Source organism: Hymenobacter swuensis DY53 (assembly GCF_000576555.1).
GTDB classification, from domain to species: domain Bacteria; phylum Bacteroidota; class Bacteroidia; order Cytophagales; family Hymenobacteraceae; genus Hymenobacter; species Hymenobacter swuensis.
On sequence record NZ_CP007145.1, the window covers coordinates 4,784,765 to 4,804,121 of the forward strand.

The window sequence follows — 19,357 nt, forward strand, 5'->3', positions numbered from 1 at the left end:
GAGGAGCTGCCTACGACTCCCGGCGCCAAGCCCCGTTGGTGTAGATGTAGCGCGCCGCGTACCGCGACAGGATGTTGCCCGTGCCGCTGCCCGATACCACCGTCAGAAACTCATTGTCGTTATTGACGATAACGAGGCGCTGGCCTTCCGTGCCCGCACCCAGCGTCACGGCTCCGTTGCCGCCACCGTTATTCGTATACACGATGTTGGTCACGGCCGGAGCCACCGTCACGGCAGAGGTAGGGGCGGCACTCACCGAGTTGCTTTCGGCCGTGTAGTTGCCCGCGCCTACCGTCGACCAGCCCGTGGCGGTGTACTGGTAGAGGCCAGGCGTGTTATCGGTCTGGATGATGAGCAGGCCGACGGTCGGGCTTCCGATGACGTTGCGCTGTGCCAGCGTCATGCGGGGTGGGAGCAGGCCCTTGCTGGTGCTGCTGACCTCCAGCGCCGCCGAGCTGGCCGCCGCCGCCGTGGTGCCCACGGCCAAGCTGCCGCCCACGTTGCCGCTGCCGCTTACCACGCTGTTGCCAGTGGTGCTGCTGTTGCCGCTTACGGTGCTGTTACCGGTTACCACGCTGTTGCCGGTTACCGTCACCTGGCCCGCATCGGTGATGCTGATGCCGCCGGTACCGTTGTTGGAAAGGGTGTTGCCGGCCAGCTTCACGGCCGTGGTGGCCGTGCCGTTGCCCAGGTTGTCGCCGGCCCCGGCCTTATCGGGCAGCCACAGCCAGTTGGCCGTGCTGGTGGTGCTGGCGTTGTAGTAGAAGCCGGGCTGGGTGCCATCGGTCTGGAACACGAGCAGGCCCTGGGCCGGGCTGCTGATGGCCGTGCGCTGGGCACTAGTCAGGCGCGGTACCAGAATGCCCTTGGTGGTGCTGCTCACGTCCAGCACAGCCGACGAGTTGGGAGTTGCCACCCCAATTCCGACGCTGCCGGTTTGCGCGTTGGCTGAAAAGGAACCAGTTGCCAACGCCGCCGCTGCCAACACTTGAAAGCGTAGATTTTTGTTCATACTCGCCGAAAAGAGGACCGCACACACTGGTGCTGGATATTGTGCCAAAGCTAGGAAATATAGGCCATAATATATATGCTGACCCTGAGGATAGTATGAAAATTCAACTCCACAGTAGCAACTTTTCTGTAGTGAGTAGTCGTATAGGCGAAGTTTTTCCATCCGGCTTTTATCCATTCTGCTCGATGAATCTTGGCTGGAAAGTTTTGCCGGCCGTTTGCTGCCTGCGTAGATGCTACTTTTCTTCAGCGCAGCCGTCCGCGCTGCTTCCCACTATGCACACCCTCCTCTTCTTCGGCGACTCGCTCACGGCCGGTTATCAGCTCCGCGCCAGTGAATCTTTTCCGGCCCGTATTCAGGAAAAAATTGACGCCGCTGGCCTCGCCTACAAAGCTTACAACTACGGCGTCAGCGGCGAAACCACCGCCGGGGGCCGCCAGCGCATCGGCTCCGTCCTGGCGCGTTTCAAGCAACTCGATGTGTTTGTGCTGGAGTTGGGGGCCAACGACGGCCTGCGCGGCATTCCCGTCCGCGAAACCACCCAGAACCTGCAGTTCATCCTCGATGCGGTCCGCCGCGCCTACCCCGAGGCCCGGGTGGTGCTGGTGGGCCTGGAGTTTCCCTTTGATTTGGGGCCACTGGCCACGCTGGGCGGCGGCCGGCTGGGGCACTACGCCCAGGAGTTCAACGCGTTGTTCCGGCAGCTGGCGGAGAAAAACCAGGTCGATTTCGTGCCCTTCCTGCTACACGGCGTGATGGGCCAGCGCCACCTCAACCTCTCCGACGGCGTACACCCCAACGCCGAGGGCCAGAAAATCCTGGCCCAGAACGTGTGGCAGGTGTTGCAGGGAGTTCTGGGAGCAAACTAAACCTGTCATTGTAAAGCCGGAAGCCGAAATAAGCCGTTCTTTCCAATTCTCAAAGCCCTGAAAAAGCAGAAAAGCCCCTGACGTCCGTGCTGGCGTCAGGGGCTTTTGCGTAGATCAGGGCGTTGCGCTCAGAGCAGGAAAGATTGCTCCGCTCGCACTGACCGGCTTACTTGGCGTCGTACATGCGCTGGTAGTACTCGGTGGCCATGCGGTGCGACTCGAACTCGGGCTCTACCTCGCGCATGCCGGTTTTCACCAGCTCCAGGAACTTCTCGGGCTGGCCGTAGTACAGGGGCACGATTTCGTTTTCAAGCACGTCGAGCACGTTGGTGGCTTCGAGGTTGTCCTTCACCTCATCGGGCTGGTTGATGTCGGTGTGCTCGATGATGAAGCCGTTTTCGCCGTGGCGCACGAACTCCGGAATCCAGCCATCGGCAATGCTCAGGCTGGCCGAGGCGTTCATGGCGGCCGTCATGCCCGAGGTACCGGAGGCCTCGCGGGGGTAGCGCGGCGTGTTCAGCCAGATATCGGAACCCTTCTTGAGAGCCGCCGACAAACCCAGCTCGTAGCCCGTGAGTACGGCGCAGTTGGCCAGGTTCTTCGTCTTCTCGATGATGCTGTTGAACAGGGCCACCGCGCCAAAATCTTTCGGGTACGGTTTACCGGCCCAGATAACCTGCACCGGCCGGTCGGCGTTGTTCACGATGTCCAGGAACCGCTCGAAGTGGCGCAGAATCAGGTCGGCGCGCTTGTAGCCGGCAAAGCGGCGGGCCCACACCACGGTCAGCACTTCGGGGTCGAGCAGAGTACCGGTCTGGTCGGCCACGATGTCGAACAGCTGCTTTTTCAGCTCATGCTTGCGGGCTTTCAGGGCCACGTCATCGTTGGCTACCAGGGCTTCGTGCAGGGCTTTGTCGCGCCAGTAGGTGCCGTTCTGGGAGTTGGTGATGGCAATGATGGGGCAGATGCCCGCATTGGTGCCCCACATTTCGTTGGCCACCTCACCGTGCACCTTGCTCACGCCGTTGCTGATGCGCGAGAAGCGCAGGGCGGTGAGCGTGTAGTTCAGGCGCTCATTCTCCACCAGGCCCAGGCGGCGCACTTCCTCCAGCGGCACGTTGCCGAAGAACGACATGTCGTGCAGCAGCTTGATGGGGTGCTCCTCGTTACCGGCCAGCTCGGGCGTGTGGGTGGTGAACACCAGACGCTTCTTCACCTCCTCCAGGTTGCGGCCGTGCTTGTCGTAGAGGTAGAACGCCAGGGGCAGACCGTGGCCCTCGTTGAGGTGGTATACCTCCGTGTGACGGCCCAGCATATCGAGCAGCTTGCCACCGCCCACGCCCAGCAGAATGCTCTGGGCCACGCGGGCGGCAGTGTCGGCGTCGTAGAGGTGGTGGGAGATGGTGCGCGAGAGGTAGTCGTTTTCGGGAATGTCCGTGGTGAGGAAGAACATCGGGGCCGTGCCGAACGTGTCGGGGGCCAGGTACAGAGCCTTCACCAGCACCTGCGCGTTGTGGATGGTGATGGGGAACACCAGGCCAGTATCCTGCAGAAAGCTGTAGTGCTTCAGGCGGAAATCGGCGCGCATGCTCTGGTCTTCGTTGCGGCCCTGGTCGTAGTAGCCGAATGACCACAGAATGCTGATGCCGACCAGGTTTTGCTTGAGCTCATACACGGAGCGCATGTGCGAGCCGGCCAGAAAGCCGAGGCCGCCAGAGTATGTTTTCAGGGCCTGATCCAGGGCAAATTCCATGGAGAAATACGCGGCCGGGGTACTGAACTCGGGGGCGGGGGTATAGGGGTTAAACTCGAATGCCATAAAAGCAGAAGATATGCGGTGAGAGGAAGCTTACCAGAGGCGCTAAATGGTAGCAGTTCTCCGGTTGAAAAGCCAAAAAAAGCGGAAAAGAATGGACCAAGCGGATTGCATTCAAATAAGAATGCCAAAATGTTAACGCGCCACTAGTAAAAGGCAAACAAGCATCATTGGATGGCCGTGGCGAGGTGCCTGGGGTATTTCCTTCGGCTGGTGGTTCTTAGTGGTAAAACCGGGTGTCAGGGAGGAGCTTGTGCAAGCTAAGTGTTTGATAATAATTCCTTAATATTCCTTGCCCTTTTCACCGCTCAAAGGCCCTCTACCTTTGTTGAAAAGGTTTTTCTGTCCTTTTTCTCACCCCACAACCACCCTACACGCTATGCGCTACCCCCTGCGCTGGCTCACAGCATCCCTGCTGAGCCTCACCGTTCTATCCTGTGCCAAACAGGATAATCTTCCTTCCCCCATTGCGGCCACCGCTGCTACCAGTACCGCCGATGTAAGCAGCGCCGGCTTCCCGGAGGGCTTCGACACCGGTACCAAAACGGCCTATACCACCGGCTCCGTCACGCTCGGCTCGGGCTCTTGGACACTGAATGATGCCCTGCTGGGCAACACCTCCGCCGACCCCAAAACCGGCGCGCAGTCGGTGCGGGTACGCAACGTGGGCTCCCTCACGATGAACTTCAACGCCACCACCGGCGCGGGCGTGGTTACGGTGCAGCACGCCGTGTACGGCACCGATGGTAGCTCGCAATGGGAGCTGTGGGTAAGCCAGAATAGCGGCAGCAGCTACGCCAAAGTGGGCAGCACCATCACCACGAGCAGCGCCACGCTCAGCACGGCCTCGTTCACGGTGAATCTGAGCGGCAACGTCCGTTTGCAGCTCCGCAAGACCTCGGGCGGTACCAACCGCGTGAACTTCGATAACGTGACGATGGAGCAGTACGGTGGGGGAACTACGCCGCCGCCCACCGGCACGGGCAAGAAATTCCTGTTTGATGGCTCGCACGGGGAGCTGGCCGGCAACGCCGACTGGGTGCTGGACGTGAACAGCGGCGTGGCTTCGCGCTACCCCTCGCCGGACCAGAGCGGCATCACGGCTACTACCTCGGAAACCTTCTGGACGGGCGCGGTTTCGGCCTGGGGCGTGGCCCTAGTGAAGCTGGGCCACACGGTGGAGCAGCTGCCCGCCGGCACCGCCATCAGTTACGGCAACAGCAGCAACCCCCAGGACCTGAGCAACTACAGCGTGTTTGTGGTGGATGAGCCGAACACGGTATTCACTGCCGCCGAGAAAACGGCCATTCTGCAGTACGTGCAGAACGGCGGCGGCCTGTTTATGATTTCCGACCACACCATCTCGGACCGCAACAACGACGGCTGGGACTCGCCCGAAATCTGGAACGATTTGATGCAGAACAACTCGGTGAAGGCCAACCCCTTCGGCTTTTCAGTGAATATGGACAACATCGTGGAAAACAGCAGCAACGCCCTCACCACCAGCACCAATACCATCATGAACGGCTCCCAGGGCCGGGTATCACAACTGTCCTTCCACAACGGCGCTACCATGACGCTCAGCCCCACCGCCAACAGCACGGTGCAGGGCCTAGTGTGGCGCACCTCGGCCACCCAGGGCAACAGCCTGGCCATGGCCGCTAGCAGCACCTTCGGCACGGGCCGCGTGGTAATTATCGGCGACTCCTCACCGGCCGATGACGGCACCGGCTCGCCCGGCAACACCGTGTACGACGGCTGGAACGAAAACGTGAGCCACGCCCGCCTGCACCTGAATGCCTCGCTGTGGCTGGCGAAGCTGCAATAAGCGGCCTACTGTAACCCGCGCGATGCACACGGCCCCGCCGTCCGGACCTTCCGGGCGGCGGGGCTTTTTGCTTGCAGATGAGAGCCGGGCAGAACCAACCATATACAACCGCATTACCTGGTCGGCCAGCGGTATTGCGCAGCTTACATCAACCGGGCATCAAAAACCCGTCAATACGTCACCATTTCGGGAGGCTGGGGCAGTAGCATGAGCGGGGTCGGGGTGCGTACCTTGGCAGAACTGTTTCTGACTTCCCACCCGCGTATGAACTCCTTCCGATTTCTACCTCTGCTGGCCGGCTCCTGGCTGGCCGCCACCTCATCGGTAGCCTTGGCTGCCCCGGCCCTGACCGTTACTGAATCCGCCGCTCCGGCCGCCAAAACCGCTGCCATCCAGCGCATCGACCCCACATTCTGGTGGGTAGGCATGAAAAACCCCAAGCTGCAGTTGCTGGTGCACGGTCCCGGCATTGCCAGCAGCACCGCCACGCTCAAAGCCTATGATGGCGTCACGCTGGACGGCGTGCAGAAGCTGGAAAGCTCCAACTACCTGCTGCTCAACCTCACCATCAGCCCTTCGGCCAAGCCCGGCAAGCTGCAGCTGGAGTTCCAGGGCGCTAAGAAGACCACCTTCGCCTACGAGCTGAAGCAGCGCACCACGCCCGGCGATAAGCAGAAGGTGCAGGGCCTCGCGCAGCAGGATTTTATCTACTTCCTGATGCCCGACCGGTTCTCGAACGGCGACCCGAAAAACGACTACATAAAGGACATGCGCGCGCCCAAAGTGGCCCGCGACTCGATGTACGCCCGCCACGGCGGCGACCTGAAAGGCATCGAAAACCATTTCGACTACTTCAAGAGCCTGGGCGTAACGGCCCTGTGGATGACGCCGGTAGTGGAAAACGACATGCCCAAGGCCAGCTACCACGGCTACGCCCTCACCGACTACTACAACACTGACCGCCGCTACGGCACGCTGGAAGAGTACAAGCAGTTTGTGGACCGGGCCCACGCCAACGGCCTGAAAGTGGTGCACGACGTGGTGCTCAACCACATGGGCTCCAAAAACTACCTATTCCTAGATCAGCCCGCCAAAGACTGGTTCAACCAATGGCCAGGCTTCACGCGCAGCAATTACAACTCCTCGGCCCTCAACGACCCCTACGGCTCGAAGCTGGATGGCAAGCTGTATAACAAAGGCTGGTTCGACACCACCATGCCCGACGTGAACCAGAGCAACCCGCTGGTAGCTACCTACCTGATTCAGAACTTCTTGTGGTGGGTGGAATACACCGGCCTCGACGCCTACCGCATCGATACCTACCCGTATTCTGACCCCAAATTCCTGATGCTGTGGGGCCAGGCCCTGAACGAGGAGTTTCCGAACCTGTTTAAGTTTGGCGAGGCCTGGGTGGGCAGCACGGCCCAGCAGGCCTTCTTCGCCCGCAACGTGTTCCAGCCCGTCGATGGGTTCAAGTCCAACCTGGAATCGGTGTTTGATTTCCAGTCGCAGAACGCCATGCACGAGGCGCTGCGGGGAGACCAGCCCAACCTGAACCGGGTGTACGAAGCCCTGCAGGGCGACTGGATGTACGAGGACGCCACCCGCAACGTGACCTTCCTCGACAACCACGATATGAGCCGCTTCTACTCGGTGATTGGGGAGGATTTCAACAAGTACAAGCTGGGCGTGGCCTGGCTGCTCACCACCCGCGGCATTCCGCAGCTCTACTACGGCACCGAGGTGCTGATGAAGAACTTCTCCAACCCCGACGGCAAGGTGCGCGAGGACTTCCCCGGTGGCTTCTCCGGCGACAAGCAAAACTACTTCACGGCGGCCGGCCGCACGGGCCAGGCCGGCGAGGCGTTCAACTACCTCAGCAAGCTGAGCCTCTACCGCCAAGCCCATCCGGTGCTGGCCACAGGCAAGCTCATGCAGTTCATTCCGCAGGATGGCGTGTACACCTACTTCCGCTACAACGACCAGGGCGAGGCGGTGATGGTGCTGCTCAACGGCAACAAAGACGAGAAAACCGTGGACGGCGCACGGTTCGTAGAGCGCACAGGCGGCTTTACCTCGGGCACGGAAATCACCACCGGCACCCCTGTTTCGGACCTCAAGAGCTTTAAAGTACCGGGCCGCACGGCCTGGGTGGTGGAGCTAAAAAAATAAGATTAGCGACGAGCGGCGGAACCACAGCCGTTCGTCGCTACTTATGTACTACCGCTTGGTACTATCTTCAGCCTCAACCTGATAAAGCTATGACCGACCTCACCAACCAAGTAGCCATTGTAACGGGTGCCAGCCGGGGCATCGGCCGCGCTATTGCCCTGCTGCTGGCCCTGCAAGGAGCCAAAGTGGTAGCCGTAGCCCGCACCGCTGAGGAACTGGAAGAGCTCAACGCCAAAACCCAGGGACTGGCCATTCCGGCCGACGTGGCCGATGAGGACGACGCCCAGCATATCGTCACAGAAACCCTCAGCCGCTTCGGCCGACTGGATATTCTGGTGTGTAATGCCGGCGTAGGCTCCTTCAACCTGCTGGAACACTTCGACGCCGCCGAGTGGGACCGTATTTTCGACGTGAACGTGAAGGGTACGTTTCTGCTCTGCAAAGCCGTGGTACCCCACTTCAAGGCCCAGGGCCGGGGCCACATCGTGGGCATCACCTCCGATGTGAGCAAACGCACCTTCGAGCACGGCACGGCTTACGGGGCCAGCAAGTTTGCTCAGGATGCCCTGCTGGCCTCGCTGCGCAAGGAAGTACGGCCCCACGGCGTGAAAGTCAGCACCATTTACCCCGGTCTGGTGGATACGTATTTCAACGACTCCCGCCCCGGCAGCCTCGACGCTGAGAAAACCCACCTCAAGCCCTCCGACGTGGCCCAGGCCGTGCGCTACGTGCTGGAAGCTCCGGCCCATGTAGTTATCGACGAGCTGATGCTACACCCAATAACGCAGGAATGGTAGGCTGTCATTGCTTCGCGCTGCTCGCAATGACAACTCAACCAAACGCCTATCTTGTTCGCCTATGAAATACCTGCTGCTGCCGGCGGCGGCCCTGTCTTTGGGGCTGGCTGCGTTCGGGCTTTCTTCTTTCACCTTGCAACCCTCCGTTTCTGTGGCCGAAACGTTTGCCCCCTCAGACCCTAATACCACCGACGAGCAGCCCCAAGATCATAAGCTGGTGATTTACCAGATGATGACCCGCCTGTTCGGCAACAAAACCGCCGTGAACAAGCCCTACGGCACGCTCCAGGAAAACGGCGTGGGCAAGTTCAACGACATTACCGGCCCGGCCCTGCAGGCCATCAAAAAACTGGGAGCCAGCCACGTATGGTACACCGGCGTGATTGAGCACGCCACCATGACGGACTACACCAAACAAGGCATTGCCCTGGATGATGCCGACGTGGTGAAAGGCCGCGCCGGCTCGCCCTACGCCATCAAGGATTACTATGATGTGAACCCCGACCTGGCCGTGGACGTGAAAAACCGCATGCGGGAGTTCGAAGACCTGGTGAAGCGCACCCACGACAACGGCCTGAAAGTCATCATCGACTTCGTGCCCAACCACGTGGCCCGCACCTACAAGTCGGATGCCCACCCGGCGGGCGTGGCCGACCTGGGGGAGAAGGACGACAAGAACGTGGCCTTTGCGCCCAACAACAACTTCTACTACCTGCCCGGCAAGCCCTTTGTGGTGCCGGCCGGCTACAACCCACTGGGCACGCTGAAAGGCCCCCGCGAGGACGGCAAATTCCAGGAAAACCCCGCCAAAGCCACCGGCAACGACGTGTTTTCGGAAGCGCCCAAGGTGGACGACTGGTTTGAAACCATCAAGCTCAACTACGGCGTCGATTACCAGAACGGCCGCAAAAAGCACTTCGAGCAGACGCCCGATACCTGGCTGAAAATGCGCGACATCCTCATCTTCTGGGCCAAAAAGGACGTGGACGGCTTCCGCTGCGACATGGCCGAGATGGTGCCGGTAGAGTTCTGGGCCTGGGTGATTCCGGAGCTGAAAAAGGTGAACCCGAAGCTGGTGTTCATCGGCGAAGCCTACGATGCCAAGACGTACAAGATGTACATCGAGCAGGGCCACTTCGACTACCTCTACGACAAGGTGGGCCTCTACGACGGCCTGCGCCGCCTGATGCGCGGCGAGGGCACCACCGAGGATATCACTAAAGTCTGGAAGGAGGAAAGCCGCGGCATTGCCAATCATATGCTGCGCTTCCTGGAAAACCACGACGAGCAGCGCATTGCCAGCAAGGACTTCGCCGGCAACCCCCGCGCCGCCATTCCGGCCATGACGGTTTCGGCCACACTGGCTACCGGCCCGGTGATGCTGTACTTCGGGCAGGATGTGGGCGAGCCGGCCCACGGCTCGGAGGGCTTCTCGGGTGAGGACGGCCGCACCACCATTTTCGACTACTGGGGCGTGCCCGAGCACCAGAAATGGATGAACGGCGGCAAGTTCGATGGCGGCCGGCTTAGCCCCGAGCAGCGCCAGCTCCACGACTTCTACGCCCGCTTACTCACGCTCACCAGCCAGAGCGACGCCATCCGCCGCGGCCGTTTCTACGAGCTGCAGGACGCCAATAATCTGGATGCCCAGTACAACCAGCGCCAGCTGTACACCTACGTACGCTACACCGGGAAGCAAAAGCTGCTCATCGTGGTCAACTTCAGCCCCGATAAAACCTACCGGCCTACCATCCGGATTCCGCAGAATGTGATGCAGCTCATGGGCCTCAACCCCCAGCAGTTCTACACCTACTCGGAGTTGCTCAGCCAGGCCCCGGCCGTGGAAACCCTGAACCTCACCCTGGCTCCCCAAAGCGCCTACATCTTCGAAATCAACCCAAAAAAATAGAACTCAGAGTTCAGAGCCTAGAGCTTAGCAAGTTTCTGATTTCTAAGCTCTAGGTTCTCACATCTAAGCTCTCCCTCTCCCTAATTCCCACACAATCACAATGGCAACCAGTGTAGCAGCCGCTCCCCCCGGCACCGATAACAAACCTCGCCTCAGCTTCTGGCAGATCTGGAATATGAGCTTTGGCTTCTTGGGCATCCAGTTCGGTTTCGCGTTGCAGAACGCCAACGTCAGCCGCATTTTCGAAACCCTGGGCGGTACCGAAATTGCCCTGTACTGGCTGGCTGCCCCGCTTACCGGCATGCTCGTGCAGCCCATCATCGGGTATATGTCGGACCGCACCTGGAGCCCGAAATGGGGCCGCCGCCGGCCGTTTTTCCTGGTGGGCGCAGTGCTGGCCTCATTTGCCTTGCTGGTGATGCCCAACGTATCCGCCCTGTGGATGGCTGTGGGCATGCTCTGGATTATGGACTCCAGCATTAACATCAGTATGGAGCCGTTTCGGGCGCTGGTAGGTGACTTGTTGCCGTCGGAGCAGCGTACCACGGGCTTCGCAGCCCAGACGTTCTTTATTGGGGTAGGTGCCGTGGTGGCATCCATGCTGCCCTGGATGTTTACCAACTGGTTTGGCATTGCCAATACGGCTCCGGCTGGTCAGATTCCGCCGTCGGTGAAGTATGCCTTCTACATCGGAGCAGCGGCCTTCTTCACGGCGGTGCTCTGGACGGTACTGACCACTAGAGAGTACCCACCGGCTGATATGGCCGAGTTTGAAGCCGAAAAGCGCCGTACTGCTGGTTTCTGGAACGGTATCCGCGAGTCGTTCGGTGGCATCTTCCACATGCCCAAAACAATGGCGCAACTGGCTATTGTACAGTTCTTCTCCTGGCTGGCGCTGTTTTCTATGTGGATTTACACCACACCTGCTGTTACCAGCCACATCTACCACACCACTGACACTACTTCCAAACTCTACAATGAAGGGGCCGACTGGGTAGGCGTGTGCTTTGCTACGTACAACGGGGTTTCGGCCGTGGCGGCTTTGCTGCTGCCTTTTATTGCCCGCGCTACCAGCCGCCGCTTCACGCACTTGCTATGCTTAGTAGCCGGCGGTTTGGGCCTCATTTCCATCTACTTCATTCAGGACCCCAAAATGCTGCTCGTGTCCATGATTGGGGTAGGCATTGCCTGGGCCTCCATCCTAAGCGTGCCCTACGCCATGCTGGCCGGCGCATTGCCCGCCAACAAAATGGGCTACTACATGGGCGTGTTCAACTTCTTCATTGTGATTCCGCAGGTAGTGGCAGGCCTGATTCTGGGCTTTTTCACCAAAACCGTATTCGGTGGCGAAGCGGTGTACACGCTGATTCTGGGTGGCGTTTCCATGATTATTTCGGGCCTGCTAACGCTGCGCGTGCACGACGCCGACGATATCCGCCTGCCCGCCGACGCCACCATCCAGACCAGCTCATCCGGCTACGACACGACCGTGGAATCCGACCCGCGCGTGTAATTCCTCAACCAACTGACCTCAACTAAAAATCCCCGCCGCACCTGAGTGCAGCGGGGCTTTTTAGTTGAGGTGCGCGGTATCCGGGGCCTAGCCGTGCTGCAGCCACTGCTGGGCCATTTGCTCCTCTGTGAACACCCGCAGCTGGGTACTGTTGGTGGGGTCGTGGTCGTACTCGGCTAGGCGGGGGCGCAGGATATCGGCGTGGTAGGGGGTGGTGAGGTAGGCCAGGCGGCGCGGGATGCCCGGCAAGGCCGTCTTCAGCTCAGCCCGAAACTCCTGCAGCAACCACTGCAGATCCGTGGGGTCGGCGAGGCCCCGACTGCGCAAATCAATCAGCCAGCGGCCGGCCTGCTCGCGCCTAGCCAGCGCCAGGCCGGTGCGGTAGCCTTCCCGGTGTTCGGCGGAGGTAGCCGGCCGCGTCCAGCGCAGAAACACCACCGCTAAATCGGGGCGGTAGGAGAGGTGCAGATAGTTGGGGAGGGCGGAGTCGGGCATACGGTAGTCGGGCAAAGGTAAGGCGACTTTTCTCGCGGTCCGGCCGAAAGATGCCACCGCTACATGAATCTTCGGTGAACTACCGTGCCCCCGCACGGCCCGCCCCCACGACACCCGTTAACGGCTGGTTTTCGGGCTTTCGGGGCCAAAACTGCCCGGTTGGTTGGAATCGGCGGGCCGCCCACCCGGCTATTTGCGCGGCGGCGCGTAACTTCCGCTTCCATTCGTCTCACTCACCTCCTTTATTTGATGACTCGTAATCACCTGTTGCTACTGGGCCTGGGCGCTTCGTTGGCCGTTCAGCCGGCCTTGGCGCAAAAGTCTACCCCCAAACCTGCCACCGTTACCAAGGCCCCGGCCGCTACGGCCGGCGGCGCCCGCCTCGTGGAGAAAGTCACCCGTAAAGGCTCGGAGCTGGTGATTCCCTACGAAAAATACGTGCTGCCCAACGGCCTCACCGTCATCGTGGCCGAAGACCATTCCGACCCGCTGGTGCACGTCGATGTCACCTACCACGTGGGCTCGGCCCGGGAGCAGATCGGTAAGTCGGGCTTTGCTCACTTCTTTGAGCACATGATGTTCCAGGGCTCCGACCACGTCGCCGACGAGCAGCACTTCAAAACCGTTTCGGCATCCGGCGGTACGCTCAACGGCAGCACCAACCGCGACCGGACCAACTACTTCGAAACCGTTCCCAGCAACCAGCTCGAAACCGCGCTGTGGCTGGAGGCAGACCGCATGGGCTTCCTGCTGGATGCCGTGACCCAGCCCAAGTTCGAGAACCAGCGCAGCACCGTGAAAAACGAGCGGGGCCAGAACTACGACAACCGCCCCTACGGCCTGGCTTCCGAGAACGTGAGCCGCACGCTTTACCCCTACGGCCACCCTTATAGCTGGCTCACCATCGGCTACCTCGAAGACCTGGACCGTTCCGATGTGAACGACCTCAAGAACTTCTTCCTGCGCTGGTACGGCCCCAATAACGCCACCCTTACCGTGGGCGGCGACGTGAAGCCGGCCGACGTTGTGCGGCTGGCCGAGAAATACTTTGGCCCCATTGCCAAAGGCCAGCCCGTAGCGGCCCAAAAGCTGCCCGCTCCCAAGCTGACGGCTGACCGATACGTGAGCTACAAGGACAACGTGCGCTTCCCGATGCTGCAGATGGTGTTCCCGACGGTACCCAGCGGCCACCCCGACGAGTACGCGCTGGACGCGCTGGCCGAAATTATCGGGCAGGGCAAAAACTCCCTGCTGTATAAGAACCTCACCAAAACCCAGCAGGCGGTACAGTCCCAGGCCTACAACAGCACTTCCGAGCTGGCCGGCGAGTTTACCGTTGTCACGCTGCCCTTCCCTGGCAAAGGCCTCGATTCCCTGGAAATTAAGGTGCGCAACACCTTCAAGGAGTTTGAGCGGACGGGTGCCACCGCCGAGCAGGTAGCCCGCTTCAAGGCCAGCACCGAAGCCCAGATGATCAACGGCCTGGCCAGCGTGCAGGGCAAAGTAAGCCAGCTGGCCGCCAACCAGACCTACTTCGGCAACCCCAACCGCCTGCCCGGGGAGCTGAAGCAGCTACGCGCCGTGACGCCCGCCGAGGTGAACCGCGTGTACAACCAGTACATTAAGGGCAAGAACGCCGTGATTCTGAGCGTGGTGCCCAAAACCGGCAGCGTCGCCCCGGCCAAGGCCGACAACTACACCGCCAGCAAGGACGGCTACAAAGCCCCCGACTACGGCTACGATGGCCTGAAGTACGTGAAGGCCACCGATACCTTCGACCGGAGCAAGCAGCCCGGCGCGGGCGCCAACCCCGTGGTGCAGGTGCCGGCCGTGTGGCAGGCATCGTTCCCGAACGGCTTGCGCCTGATGGGTAGCCGCAACACCGAAATTCCGACCGTGACCATGCTGCTCACCATGCGTGGCGGCCACCGCCTGGAGCAGGCCACGCCCAACAAGGCCGGTATTGCCTCCCTTACGGCCAGCATGCTGAACGAGGGCACCCAGAAGTACACCGGTGAGCAGTTCAGCTCGGAACTGGATAAGCTGGGCAGCACCATCCGCATTTCGGCCGGCGACGACAATACCACCGTGTACGTGCAGAGCCTGACCAAGAACCTGCCCGCTACCATGAAACTGCTGGAGGAGCGCCTGCTGCATCCGCGCTTCGATGAGGCCGATTTCGCCCGCCTCAAAAAGCAGGCTCTCGAAGGCATTGCCAACCAGAGCACTCAGCCGGTAGTCATTGCCGATAAGACGTTTGCCCGCCTCGTGTACGGGGCCGGCGACATCATGCAGACGCCCGGCAGCGGCACCGTGGCCACCGTCACGGGCCTCACGCTCGACGACGTGAAGCAGTTTTACCAGCAGAACTACGCCCCTAACGTGAGCCACTTGGTGGCCGTGGGCGACGTGGATCAGACTGGCCTCACCAACCAGCTGGGCTTCCTCAAAGGCTGGGAGCAGAAGCGTATCAGCCTGCCGGCCGGTATGGCCACCACCCAGCCCGATAAAACGCGCATTTACTTCGTGAACAAGGAAGGCGCGGCGCAGTCGGAAATCCGGGTGGGCTACCTCACGCCCCTCACCTACGACGCTACCGGCGACTTTTACCGCGCCTACCTGAGCAACTACCTGCTGGGCGGCGCCTTCAACTCGCGCATCAACCTGAACCTGCGCGAGGACAAAGGCTACACCTACGGCGCCCGCTCGGGCTTCCAGGGCACCCGCTACGTGGGCCCCTACACCGCCCAGGCCGGCGTGCGCGCCGATGCCACCGCCGCCTCGGTGAAGGAGTTCATGAAGGAAATTCAGAACTACCGCAATGGCATCACCGACGAGGAGCTGCAGTTCCTGCAGGCCTCGGTGGGCCAGAGCGACGCGTTGCGCTACGAAACCGGCCAGCAGAAAGCTGCCTTCCTGAGCCGCCTGCTGGAGTATGACCTGCCCACCACATACGTGCAGCAGCAGAGCGACATACTGAAAGCCCTCAAGAAAGAGGACGTGCAGGGTATTGCCCAGAAATACCTGCCCGCCGACAACATGTACATCGTGGTAGTCGGCGACCGGGCCAAGTCGTTCCCCGGCCTCGCGGAGCTGGGCTACGAGGTAGTCGAGCTGGATGCCGAAGGTACCCGCGTAGCCACCGCCGCCCCGGCTGCGGCCCCGGCGTCGGTCCTCACGCCGGCCCCGGACGCGGAGAAGATGAAGGTGGTCACCAAGGACGCCAACGGGAAGAAGGAGAAGAAGAAGTCCAAGAAAGACAAGGACGCGAAATAAGCCCCTCCGGCTCACCAGTACCTGAAACCGGCCCGGTCTGCGCAAGCAGGTCGGGCCGGTTTTTTAGCGGCAGATGAATGGCGGCAGCAGTGCTCTGCCGACCACCTTCACCCTTGCGGGAACCACTTGCCCCACCGGAAATGTAGCCTACGTGCAGCCGCCGGGCCGAAATCCGTATCTTTCCCATGCCCGGATTAGGCGGCACCCTTATGGTAGTGGAGAAAGACCCCGCAACAACCCGGGCGCTGGACGACGTACTGGCCCGCCTGGATGCCTTTAAGCACAAATTTTACCTGAATCTGCTGGTGCGGGGGCTGCTGGTGGCCGGCGGCCTTGTGCTCAGCCTGTTCCTCGTGTTCAACCTGCTCGAGTACTTCCTGTACCTGCCCACCTGGGTGCGGGCCGGACTGCTGTTCGGGTTTGTGGGCGGGGTGGCCGTGGCCTTCTTCCGCTGGATCTGGCAGCCGCTGGCCGCCCTCACCCACCTGCGCCGCATGCTGAGCGACGAGCAGGCAGCCCGTAGGGTAGGAGAACTGTTCCCGGAGGTGCAGGACAAGCTATTGAACGCGCTGCAGCTGCGTGGCCAAGCTCAGGAAAATGCTTTGCTGGCCGCCAGCCTTGAACAGCGCGCCGGCCAGCTGCGGGGCGTGGAGTTTAGCCAGGGCATCAATATTCAGGCCCAGACCCGGCCGCTGTGGAAGTACGTGGCCGTGCCCGCCGTAGTGGTAATGGGGCTGCTGCTGGTGTACCCGCGCCTGTTTGTGCAGGGCACCGGCCGCATTCTGAACTATAACCGCACGTACAGTCCGCCTGCGCCTTTCCGGTTCGTGGTGGAAAACAAACAGCTCACGGCCTTCCAGGGCGAGGATTTCAGCCTGAATGTGGCCGTGGAAGGGGAGGCCCTGCCCAACGAAATCAGTATTGCGTTTGAGGGCCGGCAGCGCCGCCTCACCCGCACCACCGGCAACCTGTTCCGCTACGATTTCCGGCAGCTGCGCCGCGACGTGCAGTTCCAGCTCACGGCCGCCGGCTTTAGCTCCGAGGCCTATAACCTGACGGTAAAAACCCGGCCCAACCTCCGCGACTTCGTGGTGCGGGCTACCTACCCGGCTTACCTGCGGCGGCCCGCCGAAACTTTGCGCAACGCCGGCAACCTCACCGTACCCGAGGGCACCGACCTGCGCTGGGATTTCAGCACCGAGGCCACCGATCAGCTCCGCCTGCAGTTCCGCAACCCTGACGAAACCCTCACCGCCACCTCCGACGACGGGCAGTTCCTCGTTAGCCGCCGGGCCCTGCGCAGCCAGACCTACGCGGTGCAGCTGCGCAACGCGGCCAGCCCCAACCGGGACCCCATCGAGTACCAGCTCACCGTAGTGCCCGACCAGGTGCCCGAGGTGACGCTGGAAACCTTCCAGGACACCACTGCCCGCCGCTTCCTGGCCCTGGGTGGCAACCTGCGCGACGACTACGGCTTCTCGCGGCTGCAGCTGCACTACCGGGTGCTGAGCAAGGGCCGGCCCAACGCCGCCTACCAGATGAAGGCTTTGCCCCTGGGCACCGGCCCCAGCCAGAGCTACGCCTACCAGTGGGATGCGCGCCCGCTCAACCTGAAGCCCGGCGACCGGCTGGAGTACTTCGTGCAGGCCTGGGACAACGACGGTGTGCACGGCCCCAAGGCCGCCCGCAGCCGCACCGCCGAGTTCCGCCTACCCGGCCGCGCCGAGCAGCGCCAGCAGCTGGCCTCCCAGAGCCAGGCCGTACAGAGCCAGCTCAGCCAGGCCGCTCAGCAGAGCAAGAAGATGGAGCGGGAACTTGCTAAGGCCGAGGACAAGCTGAAAGTGAAGCGCGACCTGAATTTCCAGGACCGCAAGCAGCTCAAGGACATGCTCGACCAGAAGCAGCAGATGGACCAGGCCATGGATGAGCTGAAACGGCAGTTTGAGCAGCTGCAGGAGCAGCAGAACGAGCTGAACCCGCAGAAAAACGAGGAGCTGGCCGAGAAAGCCAAGGAGCTGCAGAAGCTGATGGAAGACCTGCTCGACCCCGAAACCAAGAAGCTCTACGAGGAGCTGCGCAAGCTGCTGGAGCAGCAGCAGGACCAGAACCAGCCCGACATGCAAAAGCTCCTGCAGCAGCTCGAAAACAAGGAAAACACCCTACAGAAGGAGCTGGAGCGCGCCCTCGAAATGTTCAAGCAGTTGCAGTTTGAGCAGAAGCAGGACCAGGCCCTCGAAAAGCTCCAGCAGCTGGCCCAGGAGCAGCAGAAGCTGGCCGAGGAAACTCAGAAAAACGACAAGCAGAACCCCGATAACAAGCTCAGCAACGAACAACAAAAAGCAAACAACGAGCAACTAAAAAATAAGCAGGCCGAGCAGCAGCAGCAGTTCGACGAGGTGAAGCAGGACCTGCAGGACCTGAAGGAGCTGGACAAGCAACTCGATGGCCAGAATGGGGCCGACGAGATGAAGCAGGACCAGCAACAGGTGGACGAGCAACAGCAGCAAAGTCAGGAGCAGCTGGGCAAAAACCAGAACCAGAAAGCCAGCCAGAACCAAAAGCAGGCCGCCCAGAAAATGCAGCAGATGGCTCAGAAGATGCAGCAGCAGATGGACCAGGAAGAATCCGACGAGCAGCAGCAGAACATCGACGACCTGCGCGACATCCTGGAAAACCTGCTCAAGCTCAGCTTCGACCAGGAAAACCTGATGAAGCAGTTCCGCCAGGTGGACCAGTCGGACCCGCGCTTCGTGCAGCTGGGCCAGACCCAGCGCAAGCTCAAGGACGACGCCCGCGTGGTGCAGGATTCGCTGTATGCCCTGGCCAAACGCGTGTTCCAGATCAAGAGCTTCGTGACCCGCGAGGTGGGCGAGATGAACGGCCGCATGGACGAGAGCCTCGACCAGATCCGGCAGCGCAACGTGGGCCGCGCCACCAGCTCCCAGCAACTGGCCATGACCAGCATGAACAACCTGGCCCTGATGCTCAACGATGCCCTCCAGCAGATGCAGCAGCAGCAGCGCGAAAGTCAGAGCCAGCAGCAGATGCAGGGCGGCGGCAAGCCGGGCCGTAAGAAGAAAAAAGGCAGCAGCGCCGGCGAGGGCCAGATGGGCCGCATGCAGCAGCAGCTCAACCAGCAGATTCAACAGCTCCAGCAGAGCGGCAAAACCGGTCGTGCCCTCTCCGAGGAGTTGGCCAAGCTGGCCGGCCAGCAGCAGATGCTGCGCCAAGCCATGCAGGATCTGGAGCGCATGCAGCAGAAAGGCGGCGGTAAACCCGGTTCTAACAAAGATGGCCAGGGGCAAAACGGCGCCGGCGGCCTCGGCGACGTGAAAAAAATGATGGAACAAACCGAAACCGACCTCGTAAACAAGCGGCTGACGGAGCAAACCATTATGCGCCAGCGCCAAATCCTGACCCGTTTGCTGGAAGCCGAGAAATCGGCCCGGGAGCGGGACCAGGACGACAAGCGGGAAGCGCAGACGGCGCAGAACCGTCCGCCGGTATTTCCGCCGGCTTTTCAGCAGTACAAACGCCAGCAAAACCGCCAGACAGAGTTGCTGCGGACGGTACCGCCTACGCTCACCCCGTACTATCAGCGCGAGGTGAGTGAATATTTTCAAAAAATGAAATAGCGTTCTGCTAATTTTACCCTCTTACCCGCTGCCCC

Annotated in this window: 11 protein-coding genes; 8 read left to right on the forward strand and 3 right to left on the reverse strand. The window is 61.1% G+C overall.

The features are described 5' to 3' along the window. Positions 1–10: 10 nt before the first annotated feature. Positions 11–1,012 (reverse strand): hypothetical protein, encoded by a 1,002-nt coding sequence (locus tag HSW_RS23270; RefSeq protein WP_052346744.1) that lies wholly within the window; start codon positions 1,010–1,012, stop codon positions 11–13. Positions 1,013–1,287: 275 nt separating this feature from the next. Here HSW_RS23270 and HSW_RS21775 point away from each other — a divergent pair, with 275 nt between their 5' ends. Next, positions 1,288–1,881 (forward strand): arylesterase, encoded by a 594-nt coding sequence (locus HSW_RS21775; protein ID WP_044003853.1) that lies wholly within the window; start codon positions 1,288–1,290, stop codon positions 1,879–1,881. A gap of 166 nt (positions 1,882–2,047) precedes the next feature. On the opposite strand, the gene glgP is transcribed toward HSW_RS21775, so the two are convergent. Further along, positions 2,048–3,700, reverse strand: coding sequence for an alpha-glucan family phosphorylase (gene glgP / locus HSW_RS21780; protein ID WP_044003854.1), 1,653 nt, complete (start codon positions 3,698–3,700; stop codon positions 2,048–2,050). A 376-nt stretch (positions 3,701–4,076) separates the two neighbouring features. Between glgP and HSW_RS21785 the strand changes: the two genes are divergently transcribed. The 5 genes from HSW_RS21785 (at position 4,077) to HSW_RS21805 (ending at position 11,916) form a co-directional block, all read left to right on the forward strand. Continuing rightward, complete coding sequence (locus HSW_RS21785; protein ID WP_044003855.1) at positions 4,077–5,525, forward strand: hypothetical protein; 1,449 nt, start codon at positions 4,077–4,079, stop codon at positions 5,523–5,525. A 264-nt stretch (positions 5,526–5,789) separates the two neighbouring features. Next, the gene (locus HSW_RS21790) at positions 5,790–7,697 is read left to right on the forward strand and encodes a glycoside hydrolase family 13 protein (protein WP_052346745.1); all 1,908 of its coding nucleotides are present in this window, start codon (positions 5,790–5,792) and stop codon (positions 7,695–7,697) included. Positions 7,698–7,786: 89 nt separating this feature from the next. Then, positions 7,787–8,494 carry an SDR family oxidoreductase gene (locus tag HSW_RS21795; protein ID WP_044003857.1) on the forward strand — a complete coding sequence of 236 codons (708 nt, stop codon included), beginning with the start codon at positions 7,787–7,789 and terminating at the stop codon, positions 8,492–8,494. A gap of 229 nt (positions 8,495–8,723) precedes the next feature. Continuing rightward, positions 8,724–10,403, forward strand: a complete 1,680-nt coding sequence (locus tag HSW_RS21800; RefSeq protein WP_231501415.1) for an alpha-amylase family glycosyl hydrolase — start codon at positions 8,724–8,726, stop codon at positions 10,401–10,403. Positions 10,404–10,503: 100 nt separating this feature from the next. Further along, positions 10,504–11,916, forward strand: a complete 1,413-nt coding sequence (locus HSW_RS21805) for an MFS transporter (RefSeq protein WP_044003858.1) — start codon at positions 10,504–10,506, stop codon at positions 11,914–11,916. Between the two features lie 87 nt (positions 11,917–12,003). Here HSW_RS21805 and HSW_RS21810 read toward each other — a convergent pair whose 3' ends face one another. Further along, a complete protein-coding gene (locus HSW_RS21810) occupies positions 12,004–12,411 on the reverse strand; it encodes a hypothetical protein (RefSeq protein WP_044003860.1) in 408 nt (135 codons plus the stop codon). Between the two features lie 249 nt (positions 12,412–12,660). Between HSW_RS21810 and HSW_RS21815 the strand changes: the two genes are divergently transcribed. Both HSW_RS21815 and HSW_RS21820 read left to right on the forward strand, forming a co-directional pair. Continuing rightward, complete coding sequence (locus HSW_RS21815) at positions 12,661–15,687, forward strand: M16 family metallopeptidase (protein ID WP_044003861.1); 3,027 nt, start codon at positions 12,661–12,663, stop codon at positions 15,685–15,687. A 185-nt stretch (positions 15,688–15,872) separates the two neighbouring features. Beyond that, positions 15,873–19,322, forward strand: coding sequence for a DUF4175 family protein (locus HSW_RS21820; protein ID WP_231501338.1), 3,450 nt, complete (start codon positions 15,873–15,875; stop codon positions 19,320–19,322). Positions 19,323–19,357 lie beyond the last annotated feature (35 nt).